Raw genomic sequence first — 17,382 nt, 5'->3', positions numbered from 1 at the left:
CGTAAGGGCGAAGCATTCGACGTAAGGGCGAAGCATTCGGAAAATAAACTTGGGAGAAAACCGATAATTTATCGCCCGAATGCTTCGCCCCTACATGGGAAAAAACCGATAATTTATCGCCCGAATGCTTCGCGAATGCCCCTACTCCTGCATTCTTCTTAATTTCAATCAGCTTCTCTGAAAGTTCTATTTACTGCTTCTCCTGTATCTTCGGCGCGGCGTTGAATATTTTTACCAATATCTTCAGTTCCACGCTGTAAATTTTTACTTAAATCTTTAGCCGCATTTTCAACATTTTCTTGCAGATTTTCAACTCCTCTTTGAGTTCCTTTCGTTACTCCTTCTCGCAATTCTTCAGATGAACTGCCTACGTCTTCACCTAAGTTTTTTACCCGTTCACCAAAAGGTGTTCCTTGCCGATAATTACGGATATATTGCTCGTTACTATCAATTCCCTTGCGTTCAATATTTCTCTGAGCATTTTCTATTAGCTCATCGGCTTTATATCTGGCTGATTTTTCCGCCGCTTTGGCTCTGGGATCAACATCACTAAAATTATTCATCCCCCCTTTATAAGGAGAAATAGGATAATCTTTTGTCGGATCATATCTTTTCACATTCGGTGGTTGTCCCGCAGGTTGTGGTGGTTGTCCAGCTATAGTGGGACGATTACAAGCTTGGATTAAAAATAGGAAAGTGGCTGCCAATAATACACTTAATATTTTCACTGGGCGCAAATTTTGTAACAAAGTAGTTAACTTTTTCATATTTTTCTCCTTCTAGTTTTTTGACTGAATAAAAAATCTAATTTATCTACCTAATGCTGGATTTTTTTTGTAATTCAGGTCTAGCACTTGCTTCATCTGCTTTGTCTTTTAAAAGATTTACTCCACTACAAGCCGTACTAACAATCAACAATATTCCAGCTAAAAAGATAGTTACAATCTGGCGGATTTGCCGGTTCTTTAAGAAATTAATCAAATTTTTCACCTATTCCTCCTGATCCAGGATCATAATTAAATTAAATTCATTGCCAAATTATTGAGCCATACCGCAATTACCATATTTTTGGCAATGGTTTGAGCTATTAATAGGAACAACTTTGAACAAGTTTAGGTGTTTTAATATGAAATTAGCCTCTAGCTGAAGTCATATTTTTGTGTTGAAATACTGCAAAAATTTTGAAAAATGCCAATTTCATCTAACTATAGAGAGAGATTTTTTAATCTAAAAATAATAAAAATAACCAACATTTTGCTAATTTTTTAGTTCTAATCCTTTTTGCCAACCTGCAATTTTGTATCGTAATGATTTAACTAAAATTTGTAATTCTCTTTGTAAATTACCATAACGCTTTATTGCCAATAAACTCGCTAAGAATCCAGGAGAACCCAGAGAACCAACCAACAACAAATATATGAGTCGGGGGATGTATAGAGATATAGGACTATGTTTAGCCAGCACTAAAGCATGATTATAGCCAGCATTGAAAATCTTGATTTCTAAATCACCATCTCTTCCACCAACATAAGCTGTATTGGTGGGATAATGATCTACAACATTTTGAAAGTCAAATAATATTTGATATCCACGTTGCTTCACTTGTAAACAAACATCAAGCTCAAACATTTGCCAGTAAGGCTTAAAGCTACTTTCAAAACAGTTAAATGCAGCACGTCTAATACTTAAATTATAACCAACAAGATGATCAACCTTTATGGGAGAAAGGTCAATCCATTCTTCTGTTTGATCGTACATATTACCATAGGTTTTTCCATACCAAGTTAGTTGACCTATTGGTTGAATGTTACGTTTGAGAAAGACAGTACCATCAAGATGATGATTATTCGCTGAACCACCTACAGCACCGATGCTTGGATCTGCGTAAAATGAAAGATGTCTAGCAACCCAACCTGTCGGTGTGACGACATCATCATCACAAAGCAAGATGATTTCCCCTGTAGCTGCTGCTAAAGCAGTATTTTCAGCGGTGACAACTCCAGCTTCTGGACAATGTAAAAGTTTGAGAGCATAGGGCAGAGTGGACTGTAGTTGTGCAACAGCGTCTCGTGTTATCATGTCCTCAGCTTGCCACACAACAATTACCTCATTCGGTAATACTGTCTGATGCGCTAGACTTTGTAAACAACGAGTCAATTTATCAGGCCTTTGAAAGCTGGGAATAATTACACTGCTACTCAAATGCAAATGACAGTCTGTTTGATATTCCAATATCTTTTCCATATAGAACTTGTTTAATATTTTAGCTGTTGCCTTTGTTCCATCAGTGAATTTCGATAAAATGGTAAATAGACTTAAAATACATGATACTAATTAAGCGTAATTTCCTATGACCACTTCATCCCGCCGCTACCACATTACTACCTTCGGTTGCCAAATGAATAAAGCCGATTCAGAGCGCATGGCTGGCATACTAGAAGATATGGGCTTTGAATGGTCAGAAGATCCTAATGATGCGAATTTGATTCTTTATAATACTTGTACAATTCGGGATAATGCGGAACAGAAAGTCTATTCTTATTTAGGTAGACAGGCAAAACGCAAGCATGGACAAGCTGATTTAACTTTAGTGGTTGCTGGTTGCGTCGCTCAACAAGAAGGTGAAGCACTGTTGCGTCGTGTACCAGAATTAGATTTGGTGATGGGTCCCCAACACGCTAACCGCCTCAAAGACTTGCTGGAATCGGTTTTTGATGGTAATCAGGTGGTGGCTACGGAAGAGGTGCATATTTTAGAAGATATTACCCAACCACGCCGAGATAGTAAAGTTACAGCTTGGGTAAATGTAATTTATGGCTGTAATGAACGTTGTACTTATTGTGTAGTTCCTAATGTGCGTGGTGTTGAACAATCTCGCACACCTGCTGCTATTCGCGCCGAAATGGAAGAATTAGGCAGAAAAGGTTATAAAGAAGTGACTCTGCTGGGTCAAAATATTGATGCTTATGGTAGAGATTTACCAGGTTCAACTAGCGAAGGTCGTCACTTGCACACCTTGACAGATTTACTTTATTATGTTCATGATGTGCCAGGAATTGAAAGGATCAGATTTGCTACGAGTCATCCCCGTTATTTTACAGAACGATTAATTAAAGCTTGTGCGGAATTACCAAAGGTGTGCGAACATTTCCATATTCCCTTTCAGTCTGGGGATAATGAGCTTTTAAAGGCAATGTCACGGGGTTATACCCATGAGAAATATCGCCGAATTATTGATACAATTCGCTGTTATATGCCGGATGCTTCCATTAGTGCAGATGCGATTGTGGGTTTTCCAGGGGAGACAGAGGAACAGTTTGAAAATACGATGCAATTGGTAGATGATATTGGTTTTGATTTATTGAATACTGCTGCTTATTCACCACGTCCGGGTACACCTGCGGCCTTGTGGGATAATCAATTAAGTGAAGAGGTAAAGAGCGATCGCTTGCAAAGATTAAACCTTTTAGTTAATGTTAAAGCAGCCGAGCGATCGCAGCGTTACTTTGGCAGAATCGAAGAAGTCCTAGTTGAAGAGCAAAACACCAAGGATAAAACTCAGGTGATGGGAAGAACTGGAGGAAACCGGCTCACTTTCTTTACAGGAGATATCAACGAACTCAAGGGAAAAATAGTCAAGGTGAAAATTACCGAAGTTCGCGCTTTTAGCTTAACTGGTGAACCTGTGGAAGTGCGGGAAGCAGTTGGGGTGTAGGGAGATGGGGAGATGGGGAGATGGGGAGAATATTAACTTTTGCCTTTTGCCTTTTGCCTTCTGTTCCCTGTTCCCTGTTCCCTGTTCCCTGTTCCCTGTTCCCTAAAACCTAAAAACTTTGTACCTCACTAAGAAGGAGATAAATAAAATGTCACAAGAGGAGTTTCAACAAAAAATCTTAAATTCACTCGAAGAATTAAAAACTGATGTGGCAAAATCAAATGAGAAATTTGAGGTATACAGACAAGCTACGCAGTCACTGGTTAATTTGGCTTTCGGTTTGATTGCCAGTGCCACGATAATTACGGTGGTGTCGTCAGTTTTTAAGAGGTAATTTCTGAACACGATCTGAACACCAAGAAGGTTGAAACCCATGAAGGTTGGTTTTGCCTGTGTAGCTGCGGTTTCTAACCGCCAAGGCGAAAATAACTGATTTTCCCAGAACAAAAACTACTACAATGACTATTGATGCTAGATAATGGGAAAGCTTTGACATTTATCCAATCTAGCCCGAAACAAAAAAACTAATCATTATGCGAACTCACTATTGCGGCGAACTCCGAAAAGAGCATATTGGAGAAACTGTTACCTTTTACGGATGGGTAGACCGTCGCCGCGATCACGGGGGTGTGATATTCTTAGATTTGCGCGATCGCTCTGGTATTGTGCAAATCGTTAGCGATCCGCAACGTACCCCAGACTCTTATGAACAGGCTAACGCCATCCGCAATGAATACGTTGTTAAAATCACAGGTAGAGTTACACAACGTCCCCCAGAATCCTTGAATTCTCGTATCCCTACTGGTGAAGTCGAAATATACGCGGATCAAATTGAACTCCTCAACGCTGTCCGCAAACAGTTACCTTTTCAAGTTTCCACCGCAGACACGGAAAACGTGCGGGAAGACTTGCGGTTAAAATATCGTTATTTAGACTTACGACGGGAACGGATGGCGCAAAATATGCAACTGCGTCACCAAGTTATTAAAGCTGTGCGGCGCTATTTGGAAGATAACGAAGGTTTTATCGAAATTGAAACCCCCATCCTCACCCGTTCTACTCCTGAAGGTGCGAGGGATTATATTATTCCCAGTCGCGTTAATGAAGGTGAATGGTTTGCTTTACCGCAGTCACCCCAACTATTTAAGCAGATATTGATGGTATCAGGCATGGATAGATACTATCAACTGGCGCGATGTTTTAGGGATGAAGACTTACGCGCAGACAGACAACCAGAGTTTACACAATTAGACATGGAAATGAGTTTCATGTCGGAAAATGAGATTCTTGAACTCAATGAAAAGTTAGTTTGTCACATTTTCAAAACCGTTAAAGGAATTGATTTACCTCGTCCTTTTCCTCGTCTCACCTACGCGGATGCGATGAATAAATATGGAAGTGATAAGCCAGATACCCGCTACGGTTTAGAATTAGTTGATGTTTCCGATGTTTTAAAAGATTCTGGTTTTAAAGTTTTTAAAGATGCAATTTCTAACGGTGGAATCGTTAAAATTCTCCCCATTCCTAACGGTAATGATGCAATTTCTAATGTTCGCATTAAACCAAATGGTGACATTTTCAGAGAAGCAGCAGAAGCTGGTGCGAAGGGTTTAGCTTATATTCGCGTGCGGGAAAATGGAGAAATTGACACCATCGGCGCAATTAAAGATAATTTGACACCAGAACAAAAGCAGGAAATCTTAACCCGCACAGGTGCAAAACCAGGCCATTTATTATTATTTGCAGCCGCTGATACTGGGACTGTGAATAAAACTTTAGACCGAATTCGCCAATTTGTGGCTAGGGAATTTAATTTAATTCCAGCAGATAAAATTAACTTACTCTGGATTACAGAATTTCCGATGTTTGAATGGAATGCTGATGAGAAAAGATTAGAAGCATTACATCATCCATTTACAGCACCCCATCCTGATGATATCAATGATTTGAAAACCGCCCGCTCTCAAGCTTATGATTTGGTGTTAAATGGGTTTGAAGTTGGTGGTGGAAGTCTGCGAATTTATAAACGAGAAATTCAATCACAGGTGTTTGAAGCGATTGGTTTATCACCAGAAGAAGCACAAAATAAATTTGGCTTTTTGTTAGAAGCTTTTGAATATGGTACACCTCCTCATGGTGGTATTGCTTACGGTGTAGACCGTTTAGTAATGTTGTTAGCTGGAGAAGAATCAATTCGTGATGTCATTGCTTTTCCCAAGACACAACAAGCCCGTTGTTTGTTAACAGATGCACCTTCAAATGTGGATACAAAACAGTTGAAAGAACTTCATGTGGCTTCAACTTTTAAACCGAAAGTGCAAATTTAACCAAAATCAAAGCTTCTGGAAGTCACAGCTACACAGACAAAACCTACCTCCGTGGGTTATTAATCCGCGTAGACTGACTTGGTTTGTATAGCTGCTATTTCTAATAGCCAGGGTTTATTTTTACAACTTTTATTATTCCCTCTACTAAATTTTAGTAGGGGGTTTAATATTCGGGAAAGCGACATTCTTCAAAATATTCATTGGACCAATATTTTTAACCAGCTGCAATTGTTCGGCATTCCGCACCAGCAAAGCACCAGCAAACCCCAAAGAATTGATAGAAATTGACTCAAATTCTTCATGAGAACGTGGTACAACTAACATCCATTCTCGTGTAGCCAGAAGATTATATGCAGCTGATTGTTTATGATTATCAACTTCTTTAATACCAACTGCTTCTAGTAAAGCATAATATTTTTCTAAAGTGACTGCGGCGCTTTCTTCAGGTGCAAATGTTGTGAAAGCGTGTAAAAAAGACAGTCCTGGTATAGTTGTAATCGAGTCTGAAAATTTGACTGCTTTTAATAATGGTGTAATGGGAATATATTCCCCAGAAAGAGGGACAATTTGTAAATGTTTATGTCGCTGACTCGCACCAGCAAGTTTACCACTATTGTAAAATACTAAACCATCAAAATCAGTTAAACAAGCCCACATTGCAGCCAAATCTTCAAAGGTAAGTAAGCTTTCTTGTTCTTCAAAAATGCGAGTAATAATCAGTAAATGATAATCTACAACATTGAATTTATTTAAAATGCACAGATGAGTATCGGAAATATCCGCAACAAATAAATCTTTTTCGTAAGGTAAAAAAGGATTCAATTCTTTACCAGTGGCAGCAGTTTGTTGTTCTTGTTTTTGTTTAGCTGCCTTTTTACGGTTTAAGTTAGATAATATTCGCACCAAAAATTTGACTCTATCTTGTTCGACAAATTCAAAGTCTGTCGGAATAGATTTTAACGCACCACATTCTAAAGCGTGTGCAGTTGTTTGTTTGACTTTTGTCCATAATGTTCCTGATTCAAGTAATATTTTCCCCTGTGTCATCTGTGTTAATAGTGGCGGTGCTAAAATATTATATAGCAACAACTATTTTTTAACAACAACATCCCCTATTTCTGAGTGAAGGAGGGGATATAATGATAAAATGTGCTTGTTATAGTATGAACATCAACTAACACAAAAAATCAGTTTAACTAAATATAATTATATCTACTATATCTACTCAATTCAGCAAAATTATTGCTTAAAAATTATTGCTTATTTTTAATTTTATTGGGGGTTAAAATCCCCCCCTTTTGTGTTTAATGATTTAAGTTCTTACTGTTTCTGGCCAAAGTTCTCGCAATGCTGGTGGCATCATGTGAACAACATCTTCAATTTCTCCTTGGGAAACCCGTTGAGCCATAATTTTAAAGACAGCACGCACCAAGGATTCAGCATCAATTTCCGCATTAACATTGCGAAAATAATGGTCGATATGCTGTAAAAATTCGGCCTTTGTTCTATCTTTAGTTGCTTTTGCACCAGGTCGCCAATTTTCGTAGTAAAATCCACCTAAAAGAATGGGTAATTGCGCTCCTAAATGAGCCGCTTCTTCTACAGTTAAGCGGTCGCGCAATGCGTGTAATGTAGCTCGCAAACCTTGAAAAACTTGGTGTTTATTTTCCCAACCTAATTCTTTTGCTAAGTCATTAATCCAAGGAATTGTCTTCTGTATAGTAGCATCAAAGGTATCTAATCCTGTCATTGTCATAATTATTTCTCCTGTGATTTCTCCTGGTTAAGAATTTATGTGAGGAAGAAGAGATAGATTCCCAAAATTTTTGAGAAGTTGCGGATGTTATCAGTTAAGTTACTGAATCAATTCAAATTATAAAAAGCAGAATGTTTCCTAACTTCTAGCTAATGGAGCATAATTTTGTATTAACTCCTCTATCTAGTAGGAGATTAAAATAGTAAGAGATTAAAAAATATTATCCAAATCAAGACCAACCTAGCGTTAACTTTAGGATACTACTTATACCAATTTATGAAAATCCTGATACATATAAATTTCTCTTAAGGGTTTAGGATTGCTAAATCCTAAGTATTTATATCATCATTAAAGTGAAACAATATCAGCACTACCGATGTATTTTAGGTTAGACTAATGGGAGTGCGTGAGGAGTAAAATATGGCAAATCGCAACCAGGTGGAACTATTTGCACTGAGTTTTTTGAGTGTTTGCTTTTGTCTGGGTATTAGCTTAGGAGTGACAATCAGATTTGGTAAAATTCAGGAATCAAATGCTATTGCAACAGAGATTCCCGAATTTTCTCCCGATTCTATCCCCAGCTTAGATGATGAGGAGCAAATAATTACTATTAAAGCTGTTGGGGATATTATTCCTGGTACGAATTTTCCTAATTATAGATTGCCACGTAATGGTAATGAACTATTACCACAGTCAGTGAGAAACTACTTACAAGGAGCAGATATTTTATTTGGTAATTTTGAAAGCAGCTTAACAAACCATCCCTACAGTGCTAAAGATATCCGTCGTGGACAAACTTTTGCTTTTCGTTCCCCTCCCTCTTATGCCCAATTATTTGCCGAAGCTGGCTTTGATGTCTTGAACATAGCCAACAATCACACAATGGATTTTGGCATAGTTGGATTTAAAGATACAATCAAAAATTTAGAAGCTGCGGGTATTAAAACATTAGGTCATAAAAATCAAATTCTCTATTTAGAAGCTAATCAAATTCCTATTGCTATGATTGGCTTTACAACCTACAACTTATATAATTCTGTTCATAACTTAGAAGCTGCTAAAGCATTGGTAAAAGAAGCCAAAAACAACGCCAAAATTGTCATTATTTCCATGCAAGTAGGAGCAGAAGGAACAGGTGCTTTACACGTCAAAGATAAAACAGAATTTTTCTATGGTGAAAATCGGGGTAACTCCTTAAAATTTGCCCGAACCATGATTGATACAGGGGCAGATTTAGTATTAGGACATGGTCCTCATGTTCCGAGAGCGATGGAATTTTATCAAGGAAAAATCATTGCTTATTCTTTAGGCAACTTTTTAGGATACAGAACTTTAGCTACAAATGCCCAAACAGGTTACTCAATGATTTTAGAAGTAAAACTCAACGCCAAGGGAAACTTAGTCTCTAGTAAAATTATTCCCGTGCATTTAAATCGCCAAGGTATCCCACAAATTGATCAATATTTTCGCACTGTGGGACTACTACGTTATTTAAATAGACATGATTTTCCTGATAGTGACCTAGTAATTAATGAGAAGGGAGAAATTGTAGTATTGAATAAAAAACCAAATTAAACTAATTGCTTTCACTTTCTGATTTTTCCAAAGACTTCTCCTCTTTGGAAGATGAATTTTCACCAGCAGAATTTGATTTTGTTTCTTGTGTGGGAACAACCACAGCAGAAGAATCTGAACTCTGAGATTCCTTTGGTGGTGTTGGGGGTATAACTACGGAATTTTTTGGTTGGGGTGATTCTTCTGGTATAACTACAGAATTTTTAGGTTGTGCTGGTGTTACAGGTTGGGATGAGTCGTTATTCTCAACAGCAGGGGGTGAGATATTTTCTGGGGATGGGGTAGGTTGAGGAGATGATTTAGCTTCCTGTAGCTTCTCAACTAATGATGGTGTGGGAGTAACCACGGGTGTAGATGTGGTTTGTTGATTTTTGCGTCGTGGGGTTTCTGAAAAATTATCTTGAGGTGAAGTTTGTTCAGAAATGCTATCACCATTAGGATTTGGTTCTGGGGAAAAACGACGTTTGCGCTTACGTCGTTCTGAAGTAGAAAATGATGCAGATTCAGGGGAAGAGTAGGTTGAATTATCTTGATTTTGAGGTGATGCTGTAGTTTCAACTACTGGTTGTGATGTAGTAGATTCTTGAGTGTGTTGTTCAAAAAGTGGCTGAGATTTCGTTAACATTTTTGTAACGCTAAACCCTGCTGTTACAGCAACCAAAGTTACACCAACGCCAATAAATACCTTAGACGAGCCGATTTTTTTTGATATTGCTGTAACTTTTTCTACTGGTGATGGTGAGGGAGCAGAAATAGTTGCAGGTTGTTTTTGCCGATTTTCTGACTCTAAGGCTGATAAATCTATGGTTGGTGCTGGTTGCGTAGGTAGTTGCGGTGTTATCTCAAAGCCGCTTCCGGGTAATAATTGCAGCCATTCTGCTACTGTAGCGGGACGAAACCGAGATTCAACCGCCATACCACGCATAATAGCTTGATTAATAGATGCACTCAGATGGGGTTGCAATTCACGGGGAGAAGGCATTGGTTCTCTATCGCGCAACAACGCAGGTATGGGAACTTGTCCTGTTAACAGTGCATACAAAGTTGCTGCTAAACCATAAACATCGGTAGCTGAGGTGCGCGGTGCTTGGGTTAAATACTGTTCTATAGGTGCATAACCTTCACTCACTAAGCCTGTGTGAGTTTGTCTAACACCGCTGTTAAATTCTCTGGCTATGCCAAAATCAATCAGCACTACTTCCTGAGTTCCTTGGCGGAGAATAATATTATCAGGTTTAATATCTCGGTGCAGCAAACCGTTGTTATGTACTACTTGCAAAGCTGCCCCAATTTGGCGGATATAATGAATTGCTATCTCTTCTGATAAAGGTATTCCTGGTAACACAAAGGCTTGACCTAAAGTTTCCCCTGGAATATATTCCATCACCATGTAAGGTAGTCCATCTTCTACAAAAAAGTCACTAACTCGGACAATGTTGGGATGGATGCAAGTGGCTAATCTTCTGGCTTCATCTTGAAATTGACGCTCAAATTTAGGAAAATCAGAATGTTGTCTGAGTCTTTCATTAATAGTTTTCATCACTACTTCTTGACTTAAGTAATGATGCGTAGCTTTGAAGGTAATACCGAATCCACCTCTCCCTATTTCTTGGATAATGGTATATTTTCCACTCTGCAAAATTGTACCTGTTAACATAGGGATTCTTGAGTCCTAATTGAGCAGTTGACACTCCCATCAATGGTTTTGTCTTTATCAGTCTAGAACTTTTTTGTTGGTTTGGAGTTGAGGAGTTTTTTCTGGATGGTAAAGGAGGAGTGTTTGCACAGGATAACTGGAATTTGCGGAACTGACAAGGAAGTTAACGCGGATGTGGAGAGGTCAGCCCAGATTTTAGCATCTGTTGGTGTTACAGGACAAAAGCATCCGGTTATCTGGGGTTTGTTATGGGAAAGCAGTTTGTCAGTGGATAAAGTCTACTCAAAATATTGAGAGCGATCATCCTATAACTTGATAACTCTATCAACGATCTGCAACTATCACGCTGGAAGTATCAGAATTAACTAACTATAAGAAATAAATGAAGGAGAGACATTATATTTTGTCCATTTTGCAGGTGACGAGTGCGATATATATTTTGTGTTGTTCCAAAACTTTGCTCATCAACCCAATCTTCTTTTAAGCATATATCATTTTTATATTTATTCAGGCGATCGCAAATTAAATTAATACACTCATTAACTTTACCATCAATCACAAAACCTAGCATTGCTGCATAGTCATGACCTAAGCTGTATGTACCTTCAACAAATCTTTTGACACCTTCTAAAACATACTTCGTTCCCAAATCTCTATCTGGATTCGTGCTACTAACTCGCTTACATTCCATTCCAAAGTATTCATTTTCGTTATAACTATAAATAATTTTTATATCAATACGTCCTTTCGGTTTAGGTGAATTAGTACATGAACGAGTACCTACTTCTTCCTCAATTCTGATTCTCTCTTTTAATTTTGGACGACTATTTTTTTCTTTTGTCATTGCTCGACCAAGACATCCAGCAATTATAGGTTCATCACTATTAATATTTATTTCCCTATTGACTATCACTTTTGACCAAGCAATGATAGTAATATCAAAAACTGCGGACATGATATCTTTTGGTAGATATACAGCAGAATATAGAATAATATCATTGTCATCAAATTCTATAGTCATCAGATTTAATTAGGTTGTGTTTTAAATTGTTCAGAAATAATATCATTAGCATCATTCAAGCCAGCAGAACGACTCCAGTAACGAAGTTGACAAGGTTTAATAATATATATATTTTCACCTACATAGACTTTTAAATTGCGTCGTGTAAAAACACGATCACCAAATTTTGGTGGTAGTTGTTCCGCAATGCTTCTCAGCACAGTTATTAAATCCTCAGCCTGAATAGTTTGTACAATTTGTTCACGACCTGGATACCGTACTATACTAAATTTAACCACCTGTAATGGTGTATTAGCAATATCAAATATATCAGCAGCTATACTTCTTTCTTTGAGCGTATCAAAAAATGGTTCAATCACACTCATAAAACTCAAAGTGTATGCTTCTAAATCACTAGCTTTAGGTTTTTTTAATGCTGCTGATTTTTCACGATTCATATATAAATCAATCGTGATTTGGGTAGTATCTTCAACTAAAATACGTTCATCATCATTTAAACCATAGAGATCAAATACAGTTTTATCAAGTTGTTTCTTCAAATCTTTTTCAACAGATTTACTAGGAGAGTGACGCAATTTACCTTCTATTTTAATAATTTGAGAAATCAATTTTTCGTTATATTCATTAGGTTTAGGAACAGGAAGTTGTACTAAATCCTGTGTTTTTATTTCATGACGCTCAATACCCCATGATGAAGCTGTGAGAAATAAAAAGTAACTTATTAATGATGAGTTGATAACACCATTTAAGTAATGAGCTAAATTGACCTTATCTTGTTGGATGTAAAGGGAGCGTATCAATTTGGCACAAACATATTTCATTGAATTGTAAGATTTTGAAGTTACAGCTAATTTCAAAAAACATACTAGCCAAAATGGTCTATGTGCAAAAGAAATACCTGAATATCTTTGTGTGTAAACAATATCTTCTTGACTAAAGGCAGAAAATACCTCATTTCTATCAAAACTTTGTGAGATTATAACCAATGGACTTTCATAAATTTGAAAATTTCTTGGTGATTCCATTCGTGAAGGTAATATATCAAGTTCATCATTTTTATCTATTTGATATCTAGGCATTTTGCCGGACTCAAGACATTTTTTATTTATCCATTCTTCTGGAACTTCTTGATCATTACCACTCTTAAATCCATTTTGAGGTGAATTTCCAGCTACTTCTGTAATTTTAGGAAGTGATTTTAATTTTTGAATTAAGTACATATCTCTAGGACTACCCCAAGTAGCAATTTTCAGCATATCTGAATCTAATGCTGTGCTAAAAACTGGCAGCTTTTTAATATGTTCTGCTCCAATTTCTACAATACCATGTCGGCTGAAATCTATAGAGCGTTCTGGACATACAAAATAAAAATTATCTCTCTGTTCTGAACGTTTACCTTCGGCTATTAAGATCATTGCTGGAGCTTTAGACTTTGGAAATAATTTATCTAGACGCAATTTAGACAAATTGATGATAACTTTTGACTTATATCTCATTAGCAAATATTGTTTTGATTTTTTACCTGCTGAATCATTACTAAAAAATGGTTTACCATGCAAAATTAAACCAATACAAGTTTTATCATTGGTAAAGTCGCCAATACGCCATAAAAATGCTTGATCTGGAGGTGTACCATAAGCTGTAGGATATCCATCTGGATAACCAGAATCAGGACGTTTACGCTTACAATATTCTTCGGCTGATTTATTTGATTTAGATTTTGTCCAAGGTGGATTACCAACAATTGCATGAAATTGTTTTTGTGCAAATACTTCTATTTTGTTAAATTCTGCTTCTTCATTAAATATGTCGCTAGTAAATAGATTTTTACCAATCAGCTTTTCAAATTTTAAATCATGTGTTAATTGACGATTTTGCTCTAATTCATAATCTAATTCTAAAGCAGTCAGATAAAGACTGAAAGCAGCAATTTGAACCGCTTTTGGGTTAATATCTACGCCAAAGATTTGATTATATAGTGTTTCACGAATTAGATGACGAGTTGGTATTTCTCCATTACCGCAGCGTTTAATAACTAATCTTCGCAAAGATTCAACTAAAAATACACCTGAACCACAAGCTAAATCGAGAACCTTGGCATTACCATCTAGTTCTTTAAATACTTCAGACAGCACCAAATCAACTAAATTGACAGGTGTATAATGTGTACTATTCTCTTTTGCTGATTTAGCATTTGTAGCATAAATAAAACTTTCATAAATTGAACTAATCAATTCTATGGGGATTACCTTAAAATCATAATACCGCCATAAACGTAGTTGTCCTGTTTTTGGATCTACTTTACCACTTATTAAATCTTGTGCAATTTTGAGATGTTTGTTGTTTACAGCATTTCTTTCTTGTGAAGAAACAGGAAATAAATCTCCATTAAAAATTGTTTGCAACCACTCAAACAAATTATAAGTTGCTAATTTATTATTTAGTAATGTGTTAAACGATTCTACTCCAAAGCGATTGATAAAAAAGTCTTGATTTAAAATATCCCTATCTTGCAAATAAGCAACAAAAACAGACCGTATTAACAACGCATGAGCAAATTGACGATCTAATTTTTGATTTTCGGTCAATTCTTTCTCAGCGTCATTCAAATCTTTTACAAGAACTGAATCTACTCTTTGTTGACGATCAATTTGCTTGGCTTTTTCCCACTGCCAAAATTCACCAGATTCAATTTGCAACCGACTAGCGTATTTATTCATACGTTCTAAGTCGCTTTTTGTTGTTTCAAACCTCTCAATTAAATTGCGATTTGGATGACTTTCATCATCTTCCCTTGGTTGAGAATAAGAGTTATAAAGCAAAACTTCATCAGGAGTAATTACCCACAACATTGGGGCTAAACCATGATTCCAACATAATTTATGTAGTTTAGCTAACTCTCTATAATTAGGTTCATTTAATTGAGTAAAATAAATACAAGGTGAACCAGATAATTCATATATTGCTGTAGCGTTAATTTGCTCAGGATTAATTACCGCACTGTATTTAATACGCTTTTCTAAATTCTTGCGAATCTCTTCCGCTTCTGTAACTCCTGTAGTTGGTACACCATCACGATAGAAGCCAGTATGCTCCATTACTCGCTGATATATTTTATTTGCAGCTATATTAGAACTCATGACTGGTTTCTCCTTACCATCCTTAGTATGTGTTTTTATTACCTCTTTAAAACTATTCCTGTACGTTTATCAAAATCTAAAACATGATGTTTTTCAGCTTCTCTCGCTAATTCTGTAATTACATCTCCAATTTCTCCAATTTCGTTAATTACGACTTGTCCCTGATTTTTTCCAGATGTTTCTAATACCATTAAACCAAAATCTTGCATATTTTCAATTAAATAAAGTTGGGAATTAACAAAAACTAGGCGATGCTGAAAAAATGAATATTCATGATTTCTTAACTTTAAAAAATCTAAAACTTTTCTAATTTCCTGTAATGAAAGTTTCTCTCTCAATCTTTCAATAGTTTTAATTTCTAGAATTTGCTGCCACTTATAAACGACTTTAGGGTGCTGAGGATTACCAAACTTCTCTGGTACTACTAACTCAGTTCTGTCTAAGTAACTTAGTCTGCCAGAGCTTATACCAGTCAAAGCAATGGTTTCTTGTCTAGTAAATCCACTAGCCATAAAAGGTTTTGTACTCCATCTAAATAAAGCACTGTTTTGTTTAAATTTTAGTTTAGCTTTTAAACACTTGTTTCAAGGATATCCTAAAACAAGATTTTTTTAAACAAACATTTAAAAAATATTAATTTTAATTCTGAATATTATGATTAAGCGCAATTAAACAAAATCAATCTCCAGCACTAGCTGTTATCTGCTCCCTCATGGTACAGTGTGAATAGAAAAAACTGTGGGTGTTGGTGAAATAAACACGATAAGATACTTTGCTCTACTGCTTCTGCAAGCAAGACGAGCGAGGGTTGAAAGATAGGAGTTAGATTCTCCTAAAATCTATATATGTAATAGCAAAATTAAGGTTACAGAAATTATTGAAGCGTCTAACCTCAAGGATATGATGCTTAAAAGCTGATTTCCTGAGAAGATTTTTTGAAAGTGGGCGGGAGGAGAATCGAACTCCTATACCTTTCGGTGCCGCATTTTGAGTGCGGTGCGTCTACCAATTCCGCCACCCGCCCTTGTGGATGGCACTTTATTAGTATAACCTATGTTTTTGATTTTGCAACTAGGATTATTGATTTATTTACAAATTTTTTTCAAGTCTGTCTAACCAAGCTAGAATCAATATCTTGTAAACTAGCACAGCCGCCCAGAGCCATTGCTGTAGTTAATTCCTCTTTGAGAAGGGAAATAATGTCAGCTACTCCAGCTTGTCCAGATACCGCTAAACCCCATAGGACAGGACGACCGATAAGAACAGCTTTTGCGCCTAATGCTAAAGCTTTGAGGATATCTGTACCTCGACGGATACCACCATCTAACAAAACTTCTGCTCTACCGTCTACTGCTGCTACTATTTCCGGTAAAGCATCTATGGATGCGATCGCCCCATCTAATTGTCTACCACCATGATTAGAAACCACAATCCCTTGAGCGCCAGATTCTACAGCCCGCAGCGCATCATCACCCCGCAAAATCCCTTTCAAAACCAACGGTAAGGGACTCAGAGATTGTAACCATTCTAAATCTTTCCAAGTCAGTGCAGGATTAATCTGTTGGGAAAAATAGGTTAATAAACCAGACTCTCCCTGTCCCTGGGGAATATCTAACCCTGATATCTTGGTTAAATTAGCAGGATGCAAACCAGGGGGTAAGGTAAATTCATTGCGTTGATCTCGCTCTCGTTTTCCCAACACTGGCGCATCTACAGTTAAACATAATGCTTTGTAACCTGCGGTGTATGCTCTTTCTACCAAAGCACGAGTTAAACCCCGATCTTTGTGAATGTAAAGCTGAAACCATTGCAAACCATCGGAAACCGTTGCTACTTCTTCTAAACTCTTGGTAGCCAGGGTACTCAACACCATGCCTACACCTGCGGAAACTGCGGCTTTTGCTGTAGCAATTTCTCCCTCTGGATGGGCAAGACACTGAAAAGCCATTGGTGCAATGAGCAGAGGTAACTGCAACGATGCACCTAAAACTTTGGTTGTCAAGTTGATTTCACTGACATCAACTAGCATTTTAGGACGCAGTTTCACCCGTGTAAAAGCAGCCCGATTATCCTGTAAGGTGATTTCATCCCACGCACCACTACTGTAATAATCAAAAGCCATTTTTGGTAGATGGGCTTTTGCTAACTGCTCATATTCAAATAAGTTAATGGGTGATTTCATCGCTTACAC

13 protein-coding genes and 1 tRNA gene are annotated in these 17,382 nt (G+C 37.1%); 3 read left to right on the top strand and 11 right to left on the bottom strand.

Annotation, left to right across the window (positions count from 1 at the left end; genetic code table 11):
- Positions 1-164 precede the first annotated feature (164 nt).
- The 3 genes from VB694_RS03770 to VB694_RS03760 all read right to left on the bottom strand — a co-directional run bounded on the left by VB694_RS03770 (position 165) and on the right by VB694_RS03760 (position 2,244).
- On the bottom strand, positions 165-767 hold the full coding sequence (locus VB694_RS03770; RefSeq protein WP_323358975.1) for a hypothetical protein: 603 nt from the start codon (positions 765-767) through the stop codon (positions 165-167).
- Between the two features lie 46 nt (positions 768-813).
- Entirely contained in the window at positions 814-990 is a 177-nt protein-coding gene (locus VB694_RS03765; protein ID WP_323358974.1) for a DUF6658 family protein, read from the bottom strand.
- A 267-nt stretch (positions 991-1,257) separates the two neighbouring features.
- Complete coding sequence (locus VB694_RS03760) at positions 1,258-2,244, bottom strand: glycosyltransferase family 2 protein (protein WP_323358973.1); 987 nt, start codon at positions 2,242-2,244, stop codon at positions 1,258-1,260.
- A gap of 106 nt (positions 2,245-2,350) precedes the next feature.
- Between VB694_RS03760 and miaB the strand changes: the two genes are divergently transcribed.
- The gene (gene miaB, locus VB694_RS03755) at positions 2,351-3,715 is read left to right on the top strand and encodes a tRNA (N6-isopentenyl adenosine(37)-C2)-methylthiotransferase MiaB (protein WP_323358972.1); all 1,365 of its coding nucleotides are present in this window, start codon (positions 2,351-2,353) and stop codon (positions 3,713-3,715) included.
- Positions 3,716-4,248: 533 nt separating this feature from the next.
- Entirely contained in the window at positions 4,249-6,042 is a 1,794-nt protein-coding gene (gene aspS / locus VB694_RS03750; RefSeq protein WP_323358971.1) for an aspartate--tRNA ligase, read from the top strand.
- 144 nt (positions 6,043-6,186) lie between these two features.
- Here aspS and VB694_RS03745 read toward each other — a convergent pair whose 3' ends face one another.
- Entirely contained in the window at positions 6,187-7,089 is a 903-nt protein-coding gene (locus tag VB694_RS03745; protein WP_323359004.1) for a phosphorylase, read from the bottom strand.
- Positions 7,090-7,354: 265 nt separating this feature from the next.
- The gene (locus VB694_RS03740; protein WP_323358970.1) at positions 7,355-7,798 is read right to left on the bottom strand and encodes a DUF2267 domain-containing protein; all 444 of its coding nucleotides are present in this window, start codon (positions 7,796-7,798) and stop codon (positions 7,355-7,357) included.
- Positions 7,799-8,218: 420 nt separating this feature from the next.
- On the opposite strand from VB694_RS03740, the gene VB694_RS03735 reads away from it, so the two are divergent.
- A complete protein-coding gene (locus tag VB694_RS03735; protein WP_323358969.1) occupies positions 8,219-9,373 on the top strand; it encodes a CapA family protein in 1,155 nt (384 codons plus the stop codon).
- A 1-nt stretch (position 9,374) separates the two neighbouring features.
- On the opposite strand, the gene VB694_RS03730 is transcribed toward VB694_RS03735, so the two are convergent.
- From VB694_RS03730 to VB694_RS03705, 6 genes are all read right to left on the bottom strand, one after another.
- The gene (locus VB694_RS03730) at positions 9,375-11,030 is read right to left on the bottom strand and encodes a serine/threonine protein kinase (RefSeq protein ID WP_323358968.1); all 1,656 of its coding nucleotides are present in this window, start codon (positions 11,028-11,030) and stop codon (positions 9,375-9,377) included.
- Between the two features lie 361 nt (positions 11,031-11,391).
- On the bottom strand, positions 11,392-12,051 hold the full coding sequence (locus tag VB694_RS03725; protein WP_323358967.1) for a hypothetical protein: 660 nt from the start codon (positions 12,049-12,051) through the stop codon (positions 11,392-11,394).
- 5 nt (positions 12,052-12,056) lie between these two features.
- Positions 12,057-15,191 carry an HsdM family class I SAM-dependent methyltransferase gene (locus VB694_RS03720; protein ID WP_323358966.1) on the bottom strand — a complete coding sequence of 1,045 codons (3,135 nt, stop codon included), beginning with the start codon at positions 15,189-15,191 and terminating at the stop codon, positions 12,057-12,059.
- Between the two features lie 38 nt (positions 15,192-15,229).
- Positions 15,230-15,703 (bottom strand): MerR family transcriptional regulator, encoded by a 474-nt coding sequence (locus VB694_RS03715; protein ID WP_323358965.1) that lies wholly within the window; start codon positions 15,701-15,703, stop codon positions 15,230-15,232.
- Between the two features lie 430 nt (positions 15,704-16,133).
- Positions 16,134-16,215, bottom strand: a tRNA-Leu gene (locus VB694_RS03710).
- Between the two features lie 78 nt (positions 16,216-16,293).
- Positions 16,294-17,373 (bottom strand): alpha-hydroxy acid oxidase, encoded by a 1,080-nt coding sequence (locus VB694_RS03705; protein WP_323358964.1) that lies wholly within the window; start codon positions 17,371-17,373, stop codon positions 16,294-16,296.
- Between the last annotated feature and the right edge of the window lie 9 nt (positions 17,374-17,382).

It is taken from the genome of Anabaena sp. UHCC 0451, assembly GCF_034931405.1.
Lineage (GTDB): Bacteria > Cyanobacteriota > Cyanobacteriia > Cyanobacteriales > Nostocaceae > RDYJ01.
The sequence above is the reverse complement of the archived record's forward strand: the minus strand, read 5'-3'. Positions and strand labels throughout refer to the sequence as shown.